Origin of the sequence: Kitasatospora sp. NPDC005751, assembly GCF_040630835.1 — a bacterium.
Lineage (GTDB): Bacteria > Actinomycetota > Actinomycetes > Streptomycetales > Streptomycetaceae > Kitasatospora.
In genome coordinates, this window is record NZ_JBEXYC010000041.1 from 1 (window position 1) to 20247 (window position 20247).

The 20247-nt window shown below is 73.6% G+C and carries 18 protein-coding genes and 2 tRNA genes; 11 read left to right on the plus strand and 9 right to left on the minus strand.

What is annotated here, in order from left to right; genetic code table 11:
- Positions 1 to 114: 114 nt before the first annotated feature.
- Positions 115 to 834, minus strand: coding sequence for a VTT domain-containing protein (locus ABZ497_RS27125; RefSeq protein WP_329488729.1), 720 nt, complete (start codon positions 832 to 834; stop codon positions 115 to 117).
- Between the two features lie 322 nt (positions 835 to 1156).
- Between ABZ497_RS27125 and fbaA the strand changes: the two genes are divergently transcribed.
- From fbaA to ABZ497_RS27145, 4 genes are all read left to right on the plus strand, one after another.
- Positions 1157 to 2179: a class II fructose-bisphosphate aldolase gene (gene fbaA, locus ABZ497_RS27130; RefSeq protein ID WP_329488730.1), complete on the plus strand. Its 1023-nt coding sequence runs from the start codon at positions 1157 to 1159 to the stop codon at positions 2177 to 2179.
- Positions 2180 to 2288: 109 nt separating this feature from the next.
- On the plus strand, positions 2289 to 2702 hold the full coding sequence (locus ABZ497_RS27135; protein ID WP_352288463.1) for a DUF3151 domain-containing protein: 414 nt from the start codon (positions 2289 to 2291) through the stop codon (positions 2700 to 2702).
- Positions 2703 to 2917: 215 nt separating this feature from the next.
- Entirely contained in the window at positions 2918 to 3868 is a 951-nt protein-coding gene (locus ABZ497_RS27140) for a DUF3152 domain-containing protein (protein ID WP_359808947.1), read from the plus strand.
- Between the two features lie 135 nt (positions 3869 to 4003).
- Entirely contained in the window at positions 4004 to 4714 is a 711-nt protein-coding gene (locus ABZ497_RS27145) for a hypothetical protein (protein WP_359808948.1), read from the plus strand.
- A gap of 26 nt (positions 4715 to 4740) precedes the next feature.
- Here ABZ497_RS27145 and ABZ497_RS27150 read toward each other — a convergent pair whose 3' ends face one another.
- The 4 genes from ABZ497_RS27150 to purS form a co-directional block, all read right to left on the minus strand.
- Positions 4741 to 5568, minus strand: a complete 828-nt coding sequence (locus ABZ497_RS27150) for a sterol carrier family protein (protein WP_359808950.1) — start codon at positions 5566 to 5568, stop codon at positions 4741 to 4743.
- A 65-nt stretch (positions 5569 to 5633) separates the two neighbouring features.
- Positions 5634 to 7889: a phosphoribosylformylglycinamidine synthase subunit PurL gene (gene purL, locus ABZ497_RS27155; protein WP_329488735.1), complete on the minus strand. Its 2256-nt coding sequence runs from the start codon at positions 7887 to 7889 to the stop codon at positions 5634 to 5636.
- Positions 7889 to 8566 carry a phosphoribosylformylglycinamidine synthase subunit PurQ gene (purQ, locus tag ABZ497_RS27160; protein ID WP_329488736.1) on the minus strand — a complete coding sequence of 226 codons (678 nt, stop codon included), beginning with the start codon at positions 8564 to 8566 and terminating at the stop codon, positions 7889 to 7891. The genes purL and purQ overlap by 1 nt, the downstream gene beginning before the upstream one ends.
- Positions 8563 to 8817 (minus strand): phosphoribosylformylglycinamidine synthase subunit PurS, encoded by a 255-nt coding sequence (gene purS, locus ABZ497_RS27165; protein WP_033250393.1) that lies wholly within the window; start codon positions 8815 to 8817, stop codon positions 8563 to 8565. The genes purQ and purS overlap by 4 nt, the downstream gene beginning before the upstream one ends.
- Positions 8818 to 9284: 467 nt before the next feature.
- Here purS and ABZ497_RS27170 point away from each other — a divergent pair, with 467 nt between their 5' ends.
- From ABZ497_RS27170 to ABZ497_RS27200, 7 genes are all read left to right on the plus strand, one after another.
- Entirely contained in the window at positions 9285 to 9602 is a 318-nt protein-coding gene (locus tag ABZ497_RS27170; protein WP_238860361.1) for an Lsr2 family protein, read from the plus strand.
- Positions 9603 to 9732: 130 nt separating this feature from the next.
- Positions 9733 to 9805, plus strand: a tRNA-Gly gene (locus ABZ497_RS27175).
- A 39-nt stretch (positions 9806 to 9844) separates the two neighbouring features.
- Positions 9845 to 9920: transfer RNA gene (locus ABZ497_RS27180), tRNA-Gly, on the plus strand.
- 206 nt (positions 9921 to 10126) lie between these two features.
- Positions 10127 to 11131 (plus strand): ABC transporter ATP-binding protein, encoded by a 1005-nt coding sequence (locus ABZ497_RS27185; protein ID WP_359808953.1) that lies wholly within the window; start codon positions 10127 to 10129, stop codon positions 11129 to 11131.
- Entirely contained in the window at positions 11128 to 11958 is an 831-nt protein-coding gene (locus ABZ497_RS27190; protein ID WP_359808954.1) for an ABC transporter permease, read from the plus strand. Before ABZ497_RS27185 ends, ABZ497_RS27190 begins: the two co-directional genes overlap by 4 nt.
- A gap of 83 nt (positions 11959 to 12041) precedes the next feature.
- Complete coding sequence (locus tag ABZ497_RS27195; protein ID WP_359808955.1) at positions 12042 to 13319, plus strand: sensor histidine kinase; 1278 nt, start codon at positions 12042 to 12044, stop codon at positions 13317 to 13319.
- Complete coding sequence (locus ABZ497_RS27200; RefSeq protein WP_329488741.1) at positions 13316 to 13936, plus strand: response regulator transcription factor; 621 nt, start codon at positions 13316 to 13318, stop codon at positions 13934 to 13936. Before ABZ497_RS27195 ends, ABZ497_RS27200 begins: the two co-directional genes overlap by 4 nt.
- A 36-nt stretch (positions 13937 to 13972) precedes the next feature.
- Here the strand turns inward: ABZ497_RS27200 and ABZ497_RS27205 are convergent, their stop codons facing one another.
- The 4 genes from ABZ497_RS27205 to purD all read right to left on the minus strand — a co-directional run bounded on the left by ABZ497_RS27205 (position 13973) and on the right by purD (position 20127).
- Entirely contained in the window at positions 13973 to 14872 is a 900-nt protein-coding gene (locus tag ABZ497_RS27205) for a phosphoribosylaminoimidazolesuccinocarboxamide synthase (RefSeq protein WP_329488742.1), read from the minus strand.
- Positions 14873 to 14978: 106 nt separating this feature from the next.
- Positions 14979 to 16520: a N,N-dimethylformamidase beta subunit family domain-containing protein gene (locus ABZ497_RS27210; RefSeq protein WP_329488743.1), complete on the minus strand. Its 1542-nt coding sequence runs from the start codon at positions 16518 to 16520 to the stop codon at positions 14979 to 14981.
- 220 nt (positions 16521 to 16740) lie between these two features.
- Positions 16741 to 18336: a hypothetical protein gene (locus ABZ497_RS27215; RefSeq protein ID WP_359808958.1), complete on the minus strand. Its 1596-nt coding sequence runs from the start codon at positions 18334 to 18336 to the stop codon at positions 16741 to 16743.
- 543 nt (positions 18337 to 18879) lie between these two features.
- Positions 18880 to 20127, minus strand: coding sequence for a phosphoribosylamine--glycine ligase (gene purD, locus ABZ497_RS27220; RefSeq protein WP_329488745.1), 1248 nt, complete (start codon positions 20125 to 20127; stop codon positions 18880 to 18882).
- Between the last annotated feature and the right edge of the window lie 120 nt (positions 20128 to 20247).

A 20247-nucleotide genomic window follows, 5' to 3' on the forward strand; every position in this document is an offset into this window, starting at 1 on the left:
CCAGCGGCGACCGGGGCAAGGCCGAGGACATCGTGCAGGAGACCCTGCTGCGCGCCTGGCAGGTCCTGTTTCACGTGAAACAGGACCCGGCCCCGGCCGTTCGTCGTGGGACGCTCAGCCGCGGCGGTGGCGCCCGGCACCCGCCTGGGCGGTCTCGGCGTCGGCGGCCTCGGCACCGCCGGCCTTCTTCTTCCGGCGCTCGCGCACCACCTCGACGAGGATCGGCGACACCGAGAGCAGCACGATCAGCAGCACCGCGGGGATCAGGTACTTGTCGATCACCGGGGCGAGCGCGTCACCGAAGAAGTAGCCGATCAGCAGCATGGACTCGGTCCACAGCACGCCGCCGATCACGTTCCAGAGGAAGAACGTCCGGGCCGGCATCTCCAGGGTGCCCGCGACCGGGTTCAGGAAGGTCCGGACGATCGGCATGAAGCGGGCCAGCACCACGGCCTTGCCGGGCCCGAACTTGTTGAAGTACTCCTCCGCCTTCAGCACGTACTCGCGCCGGAAGATCTTCGACTCCGGCTTGTCGAACATCTTAGGTCCGACCTTCACCCCGATCAGGTGCCCGAGCTGGGCACCCGCGACGGCGGCCAGTGGGGCCCCGATCAGCAGGGCCGCGATCGGCAGCTTCGTGCCCTCCCCGAGCACCGACGACGCGGCGTTCGAGGAGGCGACCCCGGCGATGATCAGCAGTGAGTCGCCCGGGAAGAAGAACCCGACCAGCAGGCCGGTCTCGGCGAAGATGATCGCGATCAGCCCGATGGCACCGAGGGACGAGATCAGTGATTTGGCGTCGAGCAAGTTGACGGCCAGCTGGTTGTAGTCCACGGGCGCAGGATAGCGGGCCCGTCTTGACGCGGGCTTCCGCCCGGGGGGCGAGACGGTGGTCATCCCTTCGTCGCACGTGCGCGGCCGTCCCGACAGGCGGGCCACATGGTGGCGCCGGGGCCCGGGATGGGAAGATGGCTCCGGCGTCCGGACCGCGGTCGCAACACCCTCATTGTCGTACCGCGGTGGCCGCCTCGAACCTTGGTACTGGTGGCCGCCCCGCAGAGCCGCGCGTCGGCCCCGGTACCCCGGAGTCGTAACAGGCGTACACAGCGTCGGACAGCACCGTCCGTACGCCGCAACCCGACAGGAGCGGATTCGCATGCCCATCGCAACTCCCGAGGTCTACAACGAGATGCTCGACCGGGCCAAGGCGGGCAAGTTCGCCTACCCGGCCATCAACGTCACCTCGTCCCAGACCCTGCACGCCGCGCTGCGCGGCTTCGCCGAGGCCGAGAGCGACGGCATCATCCAGATCTCGACCGGTGGTGCGGAGTTCCTGGGGGGTCAGCACAACAAGGACATGGTGACCGGCGCCGTCGCGCTCGCCGAGTTCGCGCACGTGGTCGCCGCCAAGTACGACATCACCGTCGCGCTGCACACCGACCACTGCCCCAAGGACAAGCTGGACGGCTACGTCCGCCCGCTGCTGGCGATCTCCGCCGAGCGCGTGGCCAAGGGCCTCAACCCGCTGTTCCAGTCGCACATGTGGGACGGCTCCGCCGAGACCCTGAACGACAACCTGTCCATCGCCGAGGAGTTGCTGGCCCAGGCCGTCGCCGCCAAGATCATCCTTGAGGTCGAGATCACCCCGACCGGCGGCGAGGAGGACGGTGTCACGCACGAGATCAACGACGAGCTGTACACCACCGTCAACGACGCGGTCCGCACCGCCGAGGCGCTGGGCCTGGGCGAGAAGGGCCGCTACCTGCTGGCCGCCTCGTTCGGCAACGTGCACGGCGTCTACAAGCCGGGCAACGTCGTCCTGAAGCCGGAGCTGCTGCGCGAGCTGCAGGACGCGATCGGCAAGCAGTACGGCAAGACCGACCCGTTCGACTTCGTCTTCCACGGCGGCTCGGGCTCCACCGCCGAGGAGATCGCCACCGCGCTGGAGAACGGCGTCGTGAAGATGAACCTGGACACCGACACCCAGTACGCCTTCACCCGCCCGGTCGTGGACCACATGTTCCGCAACTACGACGGTGTGCTGAAGGTCGACGGCGAGGTCGGCAAGAAGAACACCTACGACCCGCGCACCTGGGGCAAGCTGGCCGAGGCCGGCATGGCCGCCCGCGTGCTGGAGGCCGCCCAGCAGCTGCGCTCGGCCGGCACCCGCCTGAAGTAAGGCACCCGCCCGAAGCAGGGCACCCGCCCGACGCGAGGCACCACCGGAGTCCCGGCGCTTTCCCCGGGCCGGTCCCCGGCTCATGGCCCCCAGTGGTTCACTGGGGGCCATGAGCATTCACCAGAACCTCCTCGGGGGTCCGCCCCCGACGCACCTCCCCGCCGAGCCCGCTCCACTGGAGCTGCTGGCCGGCGGCGCCTCCCCGGCCGAGGTCGCGGCGAAGTACCCGACCTCCTCGCTGGCCTGGGCTCAGCTCGCCGACGACGCCTTCGCCGCCGGCCGCACCGTCGAGTCCTACGCGTACGCCCGCACCGGCTACCACCGCGGGCTGGACTCGCTGCGCCGGGCGGGCTGGAAGGGCCACGGCCCGGTGCCGTGGGAGCACGAGCCGAACCGCGGCTTCCTGCGGGCGCTGCACGGCCTCGGCCGGGCCGCCGCCGCCATCGACGAGAAGGAGGAGGCCGAGCGCTGCGCCCAGTTCCTCCGGGACAGCTCGCCGACCGCCGCCGCCACGCTGGGCTGACCCGCCCGTCCGCAGGTAGCGCCCCGGGCCGACCCGCCCGGACCGCCCGCCCCCGTACGCGCCCTCCGGCCCGTACGGGGGCGGCCGCATGCCGGGACGCGTATCCGGTGCGTGGACAGCCGTCGGGTCTCCGTGTCAGGGTGGTCCGTGCGAGGGGGGCGCACAGAGGTTCGAACGGCTTTGGCGACCCCACAGGTCCGACAGGAAGCCCAGACGTGCCCGCAGCCAGACCCGACCGACGCCGCTCCCGCGCGCGCAGCTCCGGCGCGGCCGGCGAACGCACCGGCGGCTCCCGCACCGGCCGCCCCCGCCCCCGCGCCACCGGTGCCCGGCGCAGGCGCCGCCGGATCCGCCCCGGCATGATCACCGCGCTGGTGGCGGCGCTGGCCGTCCTCGGCGGGGCACTGCTCATGCTCGACCGCCCCGACCCGCGACCGACCACCGGGCCGACCGCGCAGGGCCGGATCGCCCCGCCCGAGGCGAGCGCCCCGCCCGCCGCCGCGCCCGCTGCCCCGGCGCCCACCCCGACACTGACCCCGACCCCGCCACCGGCTCCCGGTCCGACGCCCGGACCGGCCTCGCCGGGCACCCCGGACCCGGGCCCGGCCCAGGGCGCGGGCACCTTCACCGTCGCCCCGGGCGCGGCCGCGGCGGTCGGCAAGGGCACCGTCCGCCGCTACCGGGTCGAGGTCGAGGACGGCATCGGGATCGACCCGGCCGCGGCCGCCGCCCAGGTCCAGAGCATCCTCGCCGACCCCCGGGGCTGGACCAACGACCGCAGGAACGGCTTCCAGCTGGTGTCGAGCGGTGCCTACGACTTCACCGTGAAGATCGCGTCGCCGGCCGCCGTGGACCGGATCTGCGGGGCTGCCGGACTGGACACCCACGGCGAGGTGAACTGCAACGTCGGCAACCAGGTGCTGGTCAACGTCAAGCGCTGGAACACCGGTTCACCCCAGTTCAGCGGACCGATCGACGAGTACCGGGCACTGATCGTCAACCACGAGGTCGGCCACCGGATCGGCCACGGGCACGAGACCTGCCCGGGCAAGGGCAAGCCGGCGCCCGCGATGATGCAGCAGATCTACGGCCTCAAGGGCTGCGAACCCAACGCCTGGCCGTACTCGGCCGACGGCAGCTACCTCAGCGGCCCGTCGGTGCTCTGAACCGCAGGTCCTGAGCGGCAGGCCGAGCGCCCGGAGAGCGCGCGCGACGGAGCCCGACCGGAGCCCGACCGCATCGGAACGGATCCGATACCCGTTCACCGACCCACCGGTACAAGGCCGTTCTAGGCTGATCGCATGACCGCAGACCGCACCGCAGCAGGGCGCCGCCGCCTCCTCACCGTGGCCGGCACCGCCGGGATCCTCCTCGGCACGGCCGCCTGTTCCTCCTCCGGAGGCGTCACCGGCACCGGCAGCCTCTCCTACGACCACGTCCGGTCGACCGCCCAGGGGCTCGCCGGGACCGGCCCGTGCCCGTTCGGTCTGGACCTCCCGGCGGCGCTGAAGGAGGCCGGGATCGACCGCCCGGTGGCCCCCGGGTCCAAGGGCGAGCCGGCGGTCACCGCCGACCTCGGCAACGGCAGGCCGGCCGAGCCCTGGCCCTCCGGCTTCTCCGCGCCGCCCTCGATGGCCTCGGTCCCGGCCACTCCCCCGACCGCCTGGGTGACCTGCGCCTACACGGTCGGCTCGGCCCCGGTCCAGATCGACCTGCTGGCCGTCCCGGAGAACGGGGTCGCGATCAACATGATGCTGCCGTACATCCAGAAGGCCGGGGGCATCGGCGTCGACCAGCTGACCCGGTTCGCCGAAGCGCAGCCGACGGCCGGCCAGACCAAGCTGACTCCGGGCGCGGAGTCGGTGGGCGTCGCCCGGGTCGCGGCCAACGGCAAGGGCGACATCGCGCTCACCCTCTCCCAGAGCTCCTCGGACGCCGGGCCGGAGCAGGCCCTGACCGGGGAGGCGCTCCGCAAGGCCACCGAGCGGCTCGCCGCCCAGCTGCGCCCGTAGGGCCCGCCCGACCGGTCCTTGGCGTCCTACCCGAGGACCGGCAGCTGGGCCCGCAGGTCGCTGCGCTCACCGCTGGCCGAGAGCGCGCCGGCCTCCACCGCGGCGTCCCAGTCCGTCCGGCCGGTGGCGAGCCGGATCCAGGTCAGCGGGTCGGTCTCGACCACGTTCGGCGGGGTGCCCCGGGTGTGCCGGGGGCCCTCGACGGCCTGCACCACGGCGTACGGCGGGATCCGCAGCTCGACCGCGCCGCCGGGCGCCTGGTCGGCGAGGGCGTCGGCCAGCAGCCGGGTGACGGCGGCCAGCGCCTGCCGGGCGTGCGGGAAGGCCGCCGTGCCCACCGCGTCGGCCAGGTCGTCGGCGTGCACCACCGTCTCCACCAGCCTGGTCACCAGCATGTCGGTGAGTGTCATCGAGCCCAGCCGGATCTCGAACCGCCGGCCCGGGTCGGCCGTGCCGGCGTCCGCCAGGACGGCGATCAGCCCGTCGGCCGCCCGCCCGAAGGCCTCCGCCACCGAGGCCGGGTCGCCGCCGTACTCCCCCGCCGCCCGCGTCCTGGCCTGCTCGTCCAGCAGCGGGGCGAGCGTGCCGACCCGCCGCACCCACCGCGGCAGGTCCAGCGGCGGCCGGCCCTCCAGCGGGTCGTCCAGGTGCGCGGGCACCCAGTCGACCTGGACGCCGAGGTGGGCGATCAGCTCGCGCACCGTCCACGTGCCCAGCCGGGTGGGCCGGGCGAGCAGGTCGGCGGCGTCCGGGCGGGCGCAGAGCGCCCGGACGGTGTCGCGCAGCGCTGTGGTCTGCTCCACCAGCGCGGCCTGGACCTTGGCGGGCTGGTACGTACGGGACTTGGCGGGCATGCGCCCCAACATACGCCGAGGGGCGGACGGTTCCGTGGAACCGTCCGCCCCTCGAAGCACGCGGATCAGGCGAGCAGGGCCTCGATGACGCCGGTGTGGGCGTCCTTCAGCTCGGCCAGCGAGACGGTGAACTGGCCCTGGACGTCCAGGACATCACCGTCGACCACACCGATCCGGGTGGCCGGCAGGCCACGCGCGGTGCACATGTCGTTGAACCGGAGCTCCTCGCTGCGCGGCACCGCGACGACCGCGCGGCCGGCCGACTCGGAGAACAGGAACACGAACGGGTCCTGGCCCTCGGGCACGATGATCCGGGCGCCGTGGCCGCCCTTGAGGCAGCTCTCCACGAGGGCCTGGCCCAGGCCGCCGTCGGAGAGGTCGTGCGCGGCGTCGATCATGCCGTCGCGCGAGGCGGCGATCAGGATGTCGCCGAGCAGCTTCTCGCGGTCCAGGTCGACCTTGGGCGGCAGGCCGCCGAGGTGGTCGTGGACCACCTGCGTCCAGGCCGAGCCACCCAGCTCGTCCTCGGTGTCACCGAGCAGGTAGAGCAGCTGGCCCTCCTCGGCGAAGCCGATCGGGGTGCGGCGGGTGACGTCGTCGATCACGCCGAGCACCGCGACCACGGGGGTCGGGTGGATGGCGGTCTCGCCGGTCTGGTTGTACAGCGAGACGTTGCCGCCGGTGACCGGGGTGCCGAGCGCCAGGCAGGCGTCGGCCAGGCCGCGGGTGGCCTCGGCGAACTGCCACATCACGTCCGGGTCCTCGGGGGAGCCGAAGTTGAGGCAGTCGGAGATCGCGAGCGGCTTGGCACCGCCGGCGGCGACGTTGCGGTACGCCTCGGCGAGGGCCAGCTGGGCGCCGGTGTACGGGTCCAGCTTGGTGTAGCGGCCGTTGCCGTCGGTGGCGACCGAGACGCCGAGGTTGGTCTCCTCGTCGATCCGGATCATGCCGGAGTCCTCGGGCACCGAGAGGACGGTGTTGCCGAGCACGTAGCGGTCGTACTGGTCGGTGATCCAGGACTTGGAGGCCTGGTTCGGGCTGCCGGCGACCTTGAGCAGGTCGGCCTTCAGGCCCTCGCCGGTGGTCGGGCGGGCGAGCCGCTCGGCACTCGGGGCGTCGGCCTGCAGCGCGTCCTGCCAGCTCGGGCGGGCGTACGGGCGCTGGTAGGTCGGGCCCTCGTGGGCGACGGTGCGCGGCGGCACGTCGACCACCAACTCGCCGTGCCAGAAGATCTCCAGCCGCTCGCCCTCCGTCACCTCACCGATGACGGTGGCGATGACGTCCCACTTCTCGCAGATCTCCAGGAAGCGGTCGACCTTGCCGGGCTCGACGATGGCGCACATGCGCTCCTGCGACTCGCTCATGAGGATCTCCTCCGGCGAGAGCGTCTTGTCGCGCAGCGGCACGGTGTCGAGCTCGATCCGCATGCCGCCCGAACCGGCCGAGGCCAGCTCGGAGGTGGCGCAGGAGAGACCGGCGCCGCCGAGGTCCTGGATGCCCTTGACGAGCTTCTCGGAGAAGATCTCCAGGGTGCACTCGATGAGGAGCTTCTCCTGGAACGGGTCGCCGACCTGGACGGCCGGGCGCTTGGCGGGCCCGGTCGCGTCGAAGGTCTCCGAGGCGAGCACCGAGACACCGCCGATGCCGTCGCCACCGGTGCGGGCTCCGTACAGGATGACCTTGTTGCCGGCGCCGGAGGCCTGCGCGAGGTGGATGTCCTCGTGCTTCATCACGCCCACGCAGAGCGCGTTGACCAGCGGGTTGCCCTGGTAGCAGGAGTCGAAGACGACCTCGCCGCCGATGTTGGGCAGGCCCAGGCAGTTGCCGTAGCCGCCGATGCCCGCGACGATCCCGGGCAGCACGCGCCGGGTGTCCGGGTGGTCGGCGGCGCCGAACCGCAGCGGGTCCATCACGGCGACCGGGCGGGCGCCCATCGCGAGGATGTCGCGCACGATGCCGCCGATGCCGGTGGCCGCGCCCTGGTACGGCTCGATGTACGAGGGGTGGTTGTGCGACTCGACCTTGAAGGTGACCGCGTAGCCCTGGCCGACGTCGACCACACCGGCGTTCTCGCCGATGCCGACGAGCATCGCGTCGTTCGGCGGAACCTTCTCGCCGAACTGCTTCAGGTGCACCTTGGAGCTCTTGTAGGAGCAGTGCTCCGACCACATGACCGAGTACATCGCGAGCTCGGCGCCGGTCGGGCGGCGGCCGAGGATCTCGCGGATGCGGGCGTACTCGTCCTCCTTGAGGCCGAGTTCGGACCACGGCTGGGCGGAGTCCGGGGTCTGCTCGGCGTTCTTGACGGTGTCGAGGCTCATCAGGCGTTCACCAGCTGCTTCAGGACGGAAGTGAAGAAGCCCAGGCCCTCGGTGCTCGGACCGGTGAGCGGCTCCACGGCGTGCTCCGGGTGCGGCATCAGACCGACGACATTGCCGGCGGCGTTGGTGATGCCGGCGATGTCGCGGTACGAACCGTTCGGGTTGACGTCGACGTAGCGGGCGACCACCCGGCCCTCGGCCTCCAGCGCGTCCAGGACGTGCTCGTCGGCGACGAACCGGCCCTCGCCGTTCTTCAGCGGGACGACGATTTCCTGGCCGGCCGAGTAATCCCGGGTCCAGGCGGTGCCGGCGTTCTCGATCCGCAGCTTCTGGTCGCGGCAGACGAAGTGCAGCGAGTCGTTGCGGGTGAGCGCGCCGGGCAGCAGGTGCGATTCGCACAGCACCTGGAAGCCGTTGCAGATACCGAGAACCGGCATTCCCAGCTTCGCCTGCTCGATGATGGTGTCCATCACCGGCGAGAAGCGGGAGATGGCGCCGCAGCGCAGATAGTCGCCGTAACTGAATCCGCCGGGCAGGACGACGGCGTCGACCTGGTGGAGATCCTTGTCACGGTGCCAGAGGGCGACCGGCTCCGCGCCGGCCAGGCGGACCGCGCGCTGGGCGTCGCGGTCGTCGAGGGAACCAGGGAAAGTGACGACGCCGACTCGGGTGGTCACTTGCCCTCCTCCTCGACGCGGACGGTGAAGTCCTCGATCACGGTGTTGGCGAGAAAGGTCTCGGCTGCTTCGCGGATACGGGCGAGCGCGGCGTCGTCGACCGGGCCCTCCAGCTCCAGCTCGAAGCGCTTGCCCTGGCGGACGTCGGCGATCCCGGCGAATCCGAGACGGGGCAGTGCGCGTTGCACCGCCTGTCCCTGGGGGTCGAGGATCTCCGGCTTGAGCATGACGTCGACTACGACGCGTGCCACTGGCACTCCCGGTGGTGTCTTCGTGAAGGCGGGGGAACTCCAGACTACCGGGGGTTTCGGGCGACTTTGCTGGCCGGGGAGGGTGACGCGCGTAGACCCACGCCCCTTACGCCACAAGGGCTCCGACTCCCCGACAGCCCCCGGCGGGCACCCCTTTTCACCGGATTCGACGGCCCGAGCGAGAACGGCCGAAGAGCACCCGAATACCGGCACTCCGGACAGATCGGCCAGCCGAGTGCAGCGGGTATCCGGCACCCGCCGAAGACACGTGAATATACGGAAAAGAAAGCCGGACTCTTCGATTTCGACCCGCTTCGGGTGCAGAATAGGGCCACCTGTCGCGGCAAGTGCTGCGTATCCGGCACGCCATCGGGCCTGCCCGTATGCGCTTGCGCGAGTGGTGCACATCAGGCCACGGGAGCGCACCCCGCGCCCTTCGGCCGAATTGCCCGAGAGGATTGACACCCATGGCTCAGCGTGTAGTCGTCACGCTCTCCGACGACCTGGACGGCGGCGCAGCCGCGGAAACCGTCCACTTCGGCGTCGACGGGAAGTCGTACGAGATCGACCTGTCCCTGGACAACGCGGAAAAGCTGCGGGAGGCCCTCGCTCCGTTCGTCGCGGCCGGCCGCCGCCAGAGCCGTACCGGTAAGTCCTTCCGCCGCACCGCGCTCACCCCGGACCCGGCCGCCGTGCGCGCCTGGGCCCAGTCGCGCGGCATGGAGCTGCCCGCCCGGGGGCGCATCCCCAAGCACGTGTACGAGGCGTTCGCCGAGGCGAACTGACCCCGCCGGACCCGGTCGTCCCACCTGCCCCGAAAGGGTGGGGCGACCACCCCGACCGATGGGGTAGAGTATTCCTCGTCGCCGCAACGGAGAGATCCGAAGAGGCGGCCGGTGCCCCACCAGGCACCGTGCGGACGTGGCTCAGTTGGTAGAGCATCACCTTGCCAAGGTGAGGGTCGCGAGTTCGAATCTCGTCGTCCGCTCGCAGTGCGCGAGCACAGCACAACTCAATATCTTGACCTGCGGACGTGGCTCAGTTGGTAGAGCATCACCTTGCCAAGGTGAGGGTCGCGAGTTCGAATCTCGTCGTCCGCTCCAGTACGAAGGGCCCCCTCGATCGAGGGGGCCCTTCGGCATTCCCCGCAGTTGTGCCGGGCCCCGCCCGAACAGCCGTCCCCGCATTCCCGGCCCGCCCCGCCGCCGGAGCGCCGATGACATTTGTCACCGCCGACCCGTGGATCCGCACCGCCTTCTCATGAGAGCCCGCACTGCCCGGGGCGCCCCGGCGGCGGAAGGCTTGAGCCATGGAAACGAGCCAGCCGCACACCGCGAGCGACCCTGTGATCGAGGTCACCGACCTCCACCGCCACTACGGCTCCGGCGCCACCGGCTTCCACGCGGTGCGCGGGGTCGACCTGACCGTCGGCCGCGGTGAGCTCTTCGCGCTGCTCGGTACCAACGGGGCCGGCAAGACCTCCGCCATGGAGCTGATCGAGGGCCTGGCCGCCCCCACCGCCGGTGCGGTCCGGGTGCTCGGCCACGACCCCTACCGCGAGCGCGCCGCGCTCCGCCCCCGGATCGGCATCATGCTCCAGGAGGGCGGCTTCCCCGGCGACCTCACCGTCGCCGAGACCGGCCGCAGCTGGGCCGGGATGACCAGCGGCGCCCGCCCGCTGGAGGAGGCGCTGGAGCTGGTCGGCCTCGCCGACCGCCGGGGCGTGCGGGTCAAGCAGCTCTCCGGCGGCGAGCGGCGCCGGCTCGACCTCGCGATGGCCCTGCTCGGCCGGCCCGAGGTGCTCTTCCTGGACGAGCCGAGCACCGGCCTCGATCCCGAGGCCCGGGCCGCCGTCTGGCGGCTGGTCCGCGACCTGCGCGCCCAGGGCACCACCGTGCTGCTCACCACGCACTACCTGGAGGAGGCCGAGGAGCTGGCCGACCGCCTGGCGATCATGCACCGCGGCCGGATCGTCACCACCGGCACCGTCGCCGAGGTCATCGCCGGCCGGCCCGCCCGGATCTCCTTCGAGCTCCCGGAGTTCACCGGAGCCTCGCTCCCGCCGCTGACCGGGGCCACCCTGGTCGCGGACGGCCGCCGGATCACCGTGCAGACCGGGCAGCTCCAGGCCACCCTCACCGACCTGCTCGGCTGGGCCGCCCGGCACGGCATCGCGCTCGGCGCCCTCGACGCCCGCAGCGCCTCGCTGGAGGAGGCCTTCCTCGCCATCGCCTCCGAGGCCGCGCACCAGCCCCCGGCCGACGCCCCGGCCGCCCCCACCACCCTCCGCCGCCTGATGGGACTCTCCCGATGACCACCGCCACCGCCCGTCCCGCCACCGGCCCGCGGACCACCGCCGTCCGCCGGCTGCTCGCCCTCGGCCGGGCCGAGGCCACCCTGCTGCTGCGCAACCGGACCGCGATGTTCACGGCCCTGCTGCTGCCGCTGATGCTCATCGGCGCCCTGCGGGGCGTGCTCGAACAGCAGGCCGAGACCCACCCCGGCCTCGACGTCGACTCGCTGCTGGTCAACGGGGCGATCGGGATGGTGCTCGCCTTCGTCGTCTACTACAACCTGACCGGCGCCTACGTGGCCCGCCGCGGCGAGCTGGTGCTCAAGCGGCTGCGCACCGGCGAGGCGCGGGACGTCGAGATCCTGGCCGGCACCGCGGTGCCCTCGGTCGCCCTGGCCCTGCTGATGTGCCTCGTGGTCGCCGTCGGCGGCGGCGTCGCCCTGGACCTCAGCGCGCCGGTCAACCCGCTGCTGATGGCCGCCGGGCTGGTCCTGGTGATCGGGACCCTGATGGCGCTGGCCGCCGTCTCCAGCGCCTTCACCAGGACGGTCGAGAGCGCCGGCATCACCACCATGCCGGTCCTGCTGGTCTCCCAGTTCGGTTCCGGCCTGTTCATCCCGCTGGAGGTCATGCCCGACCGGATGGCCGACGTCTGCCGGCTGCTGCCGACCACCCCGGCCTTCCAGCTGGTCCGCCTCGGCTGGTTCGGCACCGACGGCTCCGCCGCCGCCACCGGCTTCGCCGGCACCTGGGCCCCCGCCGCCCCGCACCTGGTCACCGGCGTGGTCTGGCTCGCCCTGGCCGCCTGGGGCGCCGTCCGCTGGTTCCGCTGGGAGCCCCGCCGCTGACCGGAGCCGGCCCGCCCCGGCACCCGCTCCCCACCTGATAGGAAGGGCACAGCACGATCATGATCGAAGGGGGAGCGGGAGAGATGAGCGTCCTGACGCCGAGACGGCGCTGGAAGGGGTCCAGCAAACCCCAGCGCACCGAGCTGTACCTCCGCTGGTCGCTCTACTTCATCCCGCTGATCCTGCTCCCGATGATCGTGCTGGCCATCGCCGCCCCCACCGGCCGGGAGGACACCCGCGGCAGCGCCCAGGTCTGCGTGGTCGTCGGCCTGGCCACCACCCTGCTGACCCTGCGGGCCCTGCGCGCCTCGCTCGACCACTACCTGAACCGGCCGACCGACCACCTGCGCCGGCTCCTCACCCTCGGCGTCGTGACGATCGCCGGCTCCTGGGCGGTCCTGCTGCTCGGCCCGGCCGACGGCGGACCGGACAGCCCGGGCGCACCGCCGTTCACCGTCGTGGTCGTCTCCCTCCTGCTGGCCGCCGCCTTCTGCCCGGTGAGCGTCGGCCTGCCGGTGCGCCGGGCCTGCCTCACCGGGGTGACGGCCCAGCTCCTGGTCGCCCCCGCGGCCCTGCTCGCCGGGCTCGACGGCGCGACCACGGCCGGTCTGCTGGTCGGCAACCTGATCGCGCTCACCTTCATCGGGTCCAGCTGCCGCAGCTTCGCCTGGCTGCAGTCCGTGGTCTGGGAGCTGGACGCCGCCCGCGAGGCCCAGTCCAGGCTGGCGGTGGCCGAGGAGCGGCTGCGGTTCTCCCGGGACCTGCACGACGTGATGGGCCGCAACCTCACCACCATCGCGCTGAAGAGCGAACTCGCCGCCCAACTGGCCCGCCGCGGCCGGCCGGAGGCCGCCGACCAGATGGCCGAGGTGCAGCGGATCGCCCAGGAGTCCCAGCGCGAGGTCCGCGACGTCGTCCGCGGCTACCGCACGGCGGACCTGCACGCCGAGGCGATCGGCGCCCGCGCCGTGCTGCGCGCCGCCGACGTGGCCTGCGAGATCGACCTGGGCGAGGAGCCGCACGAACTGCCGCTGCCGGTGCAGTCGGTGCTCGGCTGGGTGATCCGCGAGGCCACCACCAACACGCTGCGCCACAGCGAGGCCGCGCACTGCTCGATCCGGCTGCGCCGCGAGGACGGCCGGGTGGTGCTGGAGCTGGAGAATGACGGGGTGCCGGCCGTGCCGATCCCGTCCCAGGGCAGCGGGACGGGCCTGCACGGGCTGCGCGAGCGCCTCGCCGCCCACGACGGCGAGCTGACCCTCCCGGAGGCCGGGCCGGGCCGGTTCCGGGTGCTCGCCAGCGTCCCGCTCCGGCCCCCGTCCGCCACCGCACCGCTCCCGTCCGGAAGAAGGCCCCGATGACCGAGACCGACCCCGTGCGCGTGCTGCTCGCGGACGACGAGCACCTGATCCGGGGGGCGCTGGCCGCGCTGCTCTCCCTGGAGGACGACATCACCGTGGTCGCCCAGGCCGCCTCCGGCCCGGAGGCGGTGGCGATGGCGCAGGCGCACCGCCCGGACATCGCGGTGCTGGACCTCCAGATGCCCGGGCTGGACGGTATCGAGGTGGCCACCGAACTGCGCCGGCTGCTGCCGGACTGCCGCTCCATGATCGTCACCGGGCACGGCCGACCCGGCTACCTGAAGCGGGCGCTGGAGGTCGGCGTGCGCGGCTTCCTGCCGAAGACCGTCTCGGCGGCGGACCTCGCCGGAATCATCCGCACGGTGCGCGCGGGCGGCCGCTACGTGGACCCGGAGCTGGCGGCGGACGCGATCAGCGCGGGCGAGACCCCGCTGACCCCGCGCGAGACGGACGTCCTCGAACTGGCCGCCGACGGCACCTCGATCGCCGGGATCGCCGAGCGCGCGGCGCTCTCCCAGGGCACCGTCCGCAACTACCTCTCCTCGGCCGCCGGCAAGCTGGGTGCCGAGAACCGCCACGCGGCGGTGCGGATCGCGCGCGAGCACGGCTGGATCTGAGGACCCGGCCGTGCCCGCGCGGACAGACAGGTACCCCTAGGCCCAGGAGGTACTGGTCAGCCGCTCGTAGACCTCGATGTACTTGGCCCTGGTCTGCTCGACGACCTCGGCCGGGAGCTCCGGCGGCGGCAGCTCGCTGGCGCGGTCCCAGCCGGAGGCCGGCGAGACCAGCCAGTCGCGGATGAGCTGCTTGTCGAAGGACGGCTGCGAGCGGCCGGGCTGCCAGTCGTCGGCGGGCCAGAAGCGGGAGGAGTCCGGGGTGAGCACCTCGTCGCCGATCACCAGCTCGCCGTCGGCCAGGCCGAACTCGAACTTGGTGTCCGCCAGGATGATGCCGCGCGACCGGGCGATGTCCCGGGCCCGGGCGTAGACGTCCAGGGTGGTGCGGCGCAGCTGGGAGGCGAGTTCCGCGCCGATCCGGCGGGCGGTCTCCTCGTAGGAGACGTTCTCGTCGTGCTCGCCGACGTCGGCCTTGAGGGCGGGGGTGTAGATCGGGGCGGGCAGCTCGGAGCTGTTCACCAGGCCCTCGGGCAGCGCGATGCCGCAGACCGTGCGGTCCGCCTCGTACTCCGTCAGGCCGGAGCCGGCCAGGTAGCCGCGGGCCACGCACTCGACCGGGATCATCTCCAGGCTGCGGCAGACCAGCGTGCGGCCCTTCCAGTCGGCGGGGGCGCCCGCCGGGACCTCGGTGGAGATCACGTGGTTGGGCACGATGTCGGCGATCCGCTCGAACCACCACAGCGAGAGCTGGGTGAGGATGCGGCCCTTGTCGGGGATCTCGTTGGGCAGGACCCAGTCGTGCGCCGACATGCGGTCGCTGGCGACCATCACGAGGTCGCCCGACTCGGCGCGGTAGAGGTCGCGCACCTTGCCGGTGTGCAGGTGGACCAGGCCGGGCACCTGGACCGGCTCGGGCTTGGTGACAAATCCGCTCAAGGTTGTCTCAGTCCTCAGGGGTCGTTCGCGGGCGTGCGGCGCGAAAGGGGAGGTCAGTGGACCCGAGTCTGTCACGAACGCCCGTCGGGGCCCCGGCCGGGCGCCCTCAGGCGTTCTTGCAGAGGCGGTCCAGCAGGTTGGCGGTGGCCCGCTGGATCCGCTCGTCGGTGAGGCCGGGCCGGTCCAGCGCGGGCGACCACGCGAACGTCCCGGCGGCGAAGACGTACGCGCCGCTCGGCGCCCGGTACAGCGAGGTCTCCTGGTACCGGGTGCGGCCGGCGAGGTCCCGGTACGGGGAGTGCGCGAGCAGCACCCGCTCGGTGTGCCGGGGCAGCGCCACCTTGGGGTAGTACCGGTCGGCCTCGCCGGCGACCAGCCCGGGCAGCTCGTCGCCCTCCTGGACGCCGGTGCCGTCCCAGAGCCAGTGCGCGGTGTGCCGGGCGACCAGCGGGACGGGGGAGGCGACCCGGCCGGAGTACTGCAGACCGAGCAGGTGCTGCTCCGGTTCGCCGGCGTCCCGCCAGAGCGCGCTGGCGGCGCCGCCCACCCCGGTGGCCGGGCTGCCGGGCTCGACCTTCTGCCGCTTGCGGCAGTTGAGCAGCCGGTTGGGCTCGCCGGACGGCGCGGGGCTCAGCTCGACCCGCCAGTACATGGTGTTGGCGGAGAGGAAGACCAGCGAGGTGCCGCCGTCGCGGGCCCGCTCGACCGTCCGGCGCATCGGCTCCGACCAGTACTCGTCGTGGCCGGGGAAGACCAGCGCCCGGTGCCGGGCCGGGTCGACCAGGCCGGCGTGCAGGTCGGTGGCGGTGGCGTAGGAGAGGTCGTAGCCGTAGCGCTCGGCCCAGCGGATGAAGTCGTAGGCGTGGCCGACGTGCAGCGGCAGGCCCGCGGTGGCGTGCGGGCGGTCGAAGGAGACGGTGACGGCCGCGTCCCGCTCGCCGACCAGCCGGCCCCGGTCGTCCCAGGCGTGGTACAGGCTGGCGCCGCTGCGGCCGTCCTCGGGGAAGAGGTTGTAGGCCTGCCAGGTCACGTCCGGGATCACCAGGAGCAGCTCGGCGGCGTGCGCCTGGTCCTCGAAGTCCCGCACGGTGAACGGGATGTGGCTGCGGTGCAGCATGTCCGCGGTGGTCAGGACGGCGACGTAGGCGCCGGGGCGCCAGTGGGTCGGGATCTGCAGCCGCCAGGAGTGCCACCAGTGGTGGCAGGAGACCGTCCGCCCGGCCACCAGCGGGGCCGGCTGGGCCAGTCCGGCGATCAGCGGGCTGGACGTCATGTGGTGGGCACCGTCGCCGCTGTAGTGGCCGATCCGGTAGACGTCGACGGTGAACTCGCGGGGCGGGTTGACGGTGACCCGGAAGTCCACCGAGCCGCCGGGGCGGACCACGCCCGCCGAGGCGAACCCCTTGATCTGCTGCACCACGTCGTTGGCCCCCTGCGGGGTGCCGACCGGCGGCTTCGGTCTGGCACCGCCGGCCAGCGGCTGCTGGCCCGGTGCGTCCACCGAGACGTACCAGGGGACGGCGCCCTCGGCCCCGGCCAGGTACTGGTCCGGGCTGCGGAGCCAGGGCAGCGGGCCCTGGCCGAAGGGGTCGGAGACGCTGTACGCGTGCGTTCCGGACTCCCAGCGGCGGTTGAGTTCCGTCCCCACGCGCCCCTCCCACAAGGTGCACCCTCCGCCGGTCGGCATGTGCCTCCCGGATGTGCGTGCGGTCAAATACACCACAGAGTGCTGGCGCTGCGTCACCCATCGGTAGCAACTGGTGTCCGGGAATCTTCCGGTCCGCCGGTGGAGGGGCTCCGGCCTGCGAAGACCTGCCACCGGGGACCGGCCCGGGGGCGCGAGCCCCGGTACCGAGCGCCCTCCGGGCTCAGAGTCGGACCGGCTTCTCCAGCCGGACGTCGGCGGCGTCCAGCCAGGCCCGCAGCGGGCCGTCCTGGCCCTGCTCGACGGCCTGGGCGATCGGCCCGGCCAGATCGGTGCGGCGCACCCCGCCGATCAGCAGCACCGGCCCGTCCAGCCAGTCCAGGCCCGGGGTGGCCCCGGCGGTGTCGACGGCGGCGCAGCAGACCATCGCGGTGACGTGGTCGACCAGCAGGTCCCGCCCGGTGCGGACGGGTTCGAGCAGCGGGGCGGGCGCCGTGGTCCGGGCCAGCTCGGCGGTGAGCGCGGCCGCCAGCTGCTCGCCGCCGCCCTCGGCGAGCCGGCCGAGCAGCCTGGTCACCGTCGGGGCGCCGGGGCGGGCCTGCGGGGCCAGCCGGTCCAGCGCGGACTGCAGCGCGGTGGCGCGGGCCCGCCAGCCGGCGTCCACCACCTCGGCCGGGTAGTCGGTCCACTCGACCTCGCGCCAGGCGCCGGAGGCGGGGCGGCCGAAGAACAGCTCGGCGGCGAGCAGCGAGACCGCCTCGTCCACCGTGCCCGGCTCCTCCAGCAGGTCGCAGGCGGGGCGGTCGCCGAGGCGGCTGCCGTACCCGTCGGCCAGCCGGTCGCGCCGGGACAGCTCGGTGAGCGCGGCGACCACCCCGGCGTTGAGGTGCGCGGGGTGCCGGCCGAGCCGCCAGGCGGGCAGCGCGACCCGGGTGAGCAGCCGGTCCCAGCCGGCGTACGCCAGGCCGACCTGCTCCTGGGCGGCGATCCGCAGGCCGTAGTCGACCGCCCGGGCCTGCTCGGAGGCCCAGCCGGCGACGGCCCGCTCCAGCTCGGCGGAGTGCGCCCGGCAGGCGCGGAGCAGCCGGCGGGTGATCCGGTCGGTCAGCGCGGCCGGGCCGCGGCGCCCGCGCGGGGCGGCGGGCGCGGGGGCGCCGACCACGCCGGGCCCGGGGGCGGCGTCCAGGCTGGCGTCCAGACCGCGCAGGAAGCGGCGGGCGGCGGCGATGTCCGGGTCGGCGGCGGCCCCGGTACCGGCCACCACCGGGGCGAGCAGGGCCCGCAGCTCGCCGGCCCGCATCCACCAGAGGAACGGCGAGCCGATCACCAGCACCGGCGCGGGCGGGTCCTGCTCGTGGCGCGACGAGTGGCGCGACGAGTGGCGCGACGAGCGGCCGGTGCCGGCCGGACGGCCCGGCGGGACGTCCTCCAGCCAGCTGTCGCAGTCCGGGGTGAGGGCGATCGCCGAGGGCGCGGGGACCGCCAGCCGGTCGGCCAGCTCGTCGATCAGCCGGTACAGCTCGGGGGCCTGGGCCCGGTCGAGCGGGACGACCGGGGTCTGCGGCGGGACGGCCCTGCGGTGGGCGCGGGCGGCCAGGCCCGCGACCAGCAGGGTGGCGGCGGCCACCGCGCAGACCACCCAGCGGACGGCGTCCCAGGCGGCGGCGTCGGCGGAGCCTGGCGCACCGAGCCGGCCGGTGAACCGGCCCGCGAGCAGGACCACCGCCGCGGCGGCGGGCAGTACGGCGGTGGCCAGGGCGATCCCCCGGACCCGCAGGACCGCTTGGGCGTGAGCGCGCGCGGTGTCGACAGCGGCCATACGGTGCGGCACCCCCTTCGGAGCCCTCGGGCACCCGGCGACGGGGCCCTGAGCCGACTCGAAACGATCAGTTCCGACCGGGAATCGGCGGCGTCCGATCCCGGTAGTACATGCTGCGTGGCGCTTCTGACATTCTTGACGCCCTTGTCCGGGTGGGTGTTCCGGATCGCCCCGGTTTCCACTCGTCCCGGTGACGGTGCCCGGATTCCGGACGACCGCGCCGCGCGCCGTGCAATGCGGCCCGGGCGCGCCGGTCCGGCCGGACGCCGTCCAGCATCCCCCCGCGCGACCGCCGCTACCCGGTGCGGCCGCGCACGACGCGGCCCCCGGGACCGCGGACCAGCGCACCATAAGGCCGGGCGGCCGGTTGCGTCAGCCGGATGCGGCCGCTGTCACTCGATGGGCTGGATTCCGGCCGCCGAACGGTGCGGCGGCCCCGGAACCGCTCCCGTGCCACCCGGCCCGGAAACGCCGCGGGGCGCTGCGTCCATGGGGGTTGTTTCCCCTCGGACGCAGCGCCCCGGAACGCGGCGAAAAGCCCTGCTACTGGGCGGCCTTGAGCGCGATGTCGGTGCGGTGCTGACCACCCTTGAGGCTGATCCGGTCGACCGCCGCGTACGCCCGGCCGCGCGCCTCGGCGAGGTCGACGCCGGTGGCGGTGACGGAGAGGACCCGGCCACCGGCGCTGAGCACCCGGCCGTCCTCGTCCGCCGCGGTGCCGGCGTGCAGGACGAACGCGGTGCCGTCGGCGGCCTCGGCCTCCGCCAGGCCCTCGATCACGTCGCCGGTGCGCGGCGCCGCCGGGTAGCCCTCGGAGGCGATCACCACGGTGACGGCGGCGCCGTCGTCCCAGCGCAGCGGCTCCAGCTGGTCCAGCGCGCCGGTGGCCGCGCCGTGCAGGACGGCCGCCAGCGGCGTGCGCAGGCGGGCCAGCACGACCTGGGTCTCCGGGTCGCCGAAGCGGGCGTTGAACTCGATCACCCGGGTGCCGCGCGAGGTCAGCGCCAGGCCGGCGTAGAGCAGGCCGGAGAACTCGGTGCCCCGGCGGCGCAGCTCGTCCACGGTGGGCTGCAGGACGGTCTCCAGGACCTCCTCGACCAGGCCCTCGGGCGCCCACGGCAGCGGCGAGTAGGCGCCCATGCCGCCGGTGTTCGGGCCCTCGTCGCCGTCCAGCGCACGCTTGAAGTCCTGCGCGGGCTGGAGCGGGAGGACGGTGGTGCCGTCGGTGATCGCGAACAGCGAGACCTCGGGGCCGTCCAGGTACTCCTCGATGACCACGCGCTCGCAGGAGGCGGCGTGGGCCAGCGCGGCCTCGCGGTCGGAGGTGACCACGACGCCCTTGCCGGCGGCCAGGCCGTCGTCCTTGACCACGTACGGCGCGCCGAAGGCGTCCAGTGCCTCGGCGGCCTCGGCGGGGGTGGTGCAGAGGTAGGAGCGGGCGGTGGGCACCCCGGCGGCGGCCATGACGTCCTTGGCGAACGCCTTGGAGCCCTCCAGCCGGGCGGCCTCGCCGGACGGGCCGAAGACCGGGATGCCGGCCGCGCGCACGGCGTCGGCGACGCCCGCGACGAGCGGGGCCTCCGGGCCGACCACGACCAGGTCGGCGTCGAGCCGCCGGGCGAGCGCAGCGACCTGCGCACCGTCCAGCTGGTCGACGGGGTGGACCGTCGCCACCTGCGCGATCCCGGCGTTACCCGGGGCACAGTGCAGCTCGGTGACGGCGGAATCTTGGGACAGGGAGCGGCACAGGGCGTGTTCGCGGGCGCCGCCGCCGATGACGAGGACCTTCACGGTTGGCAAGGGTAGTCGGTGGCCGGTTCGCGCCGCCCTCCGGTCCCGTCGGAACCTCCAGGCGGAGCCGTCCGTACGCCGCCGGTCTCGGAGGATCATCCAAGCCGGGACGGGGCCGGT

Bases quoted from the DNA above. Each gene is read 5' to 3' on its own strand.
- fbaA (WP_329488730.1), top strand. From the start codon at position 1,157: ATGCCCATCGCAACTCCCGAGGTCTACAACGAGATGCTCGACCGGGCC.
- ABZ497_RS27135 (WP_352288463.1), top strand. From the start codon at position 2,289: ATGAGCATTCACCAGAACCTCCTCGGGGGTCCGCCCCCGACGCACCTC.
- ABZ497_RS27145 (WP_359808948.1), top strand. From the start codon at position 4,004: ATGACCGCAGACCGCACCGCAGCAGGGCGCCGCCGCCTCCTCACCGTG.
- ABZ497_RS27150 (WP_359808950.1), bottom strand. From the start codon at position 5,568: ATGCCCGCCAAGTCCCGTACGTACCAGCCCGCCAAGGTCCAGGCCGCG.
- purL (WP_329488735.1), bottom strand. From the start codon at position 7,889: ATGAGCCTCGACACCGTCAAGAACGCCGAGCAGACCCCGGACTCCGCC.
- ABZ497_RS27170 (WP_238860361.1), top strand. From the start codon at position 9,285: ATGGCTCAGCGTGTAGTCGTCACGCTCTCCGACGACCTGGACGGCGGC.
- ABZ497_RS27185 (WP_359808953.1), top strand. From the start codon at position 10,127: ATGGAAACGAGCCAGCCGCACACCGCGAGCGACCCTGTGATCGAGGTC.
- ABZ497_RS27190 (WP_359808954.1), top strand. From the start codon at position 11,128: ATGACCACCGCCACCGCCCGTCCCGCCACCGGCCCGCGGACCACCGCC.
- ABZ497_RS27195 (WP_359808955.1), top strand. From the start codon at position 12,042: ATGAGCGTCCTGACGCCGAGACGGCGCTGGAAGGGGTCCAGCAAACCC.
- ABZ497_RS27200 (WP_329488741.1), top strand. From the start codon at position 13,316: ATGACCGAGACCGACCCCGTGCGCGTGCTGCTCGCGGACGACGAGCAC.
- ABZ497_RS27215 (WP_359808958.1), bottom strand. From the start codon at position 18,336: ATGGCCGCTGTCGACACCGCGCGCGCTCACGCCCAAGCGGTCCTGCGG.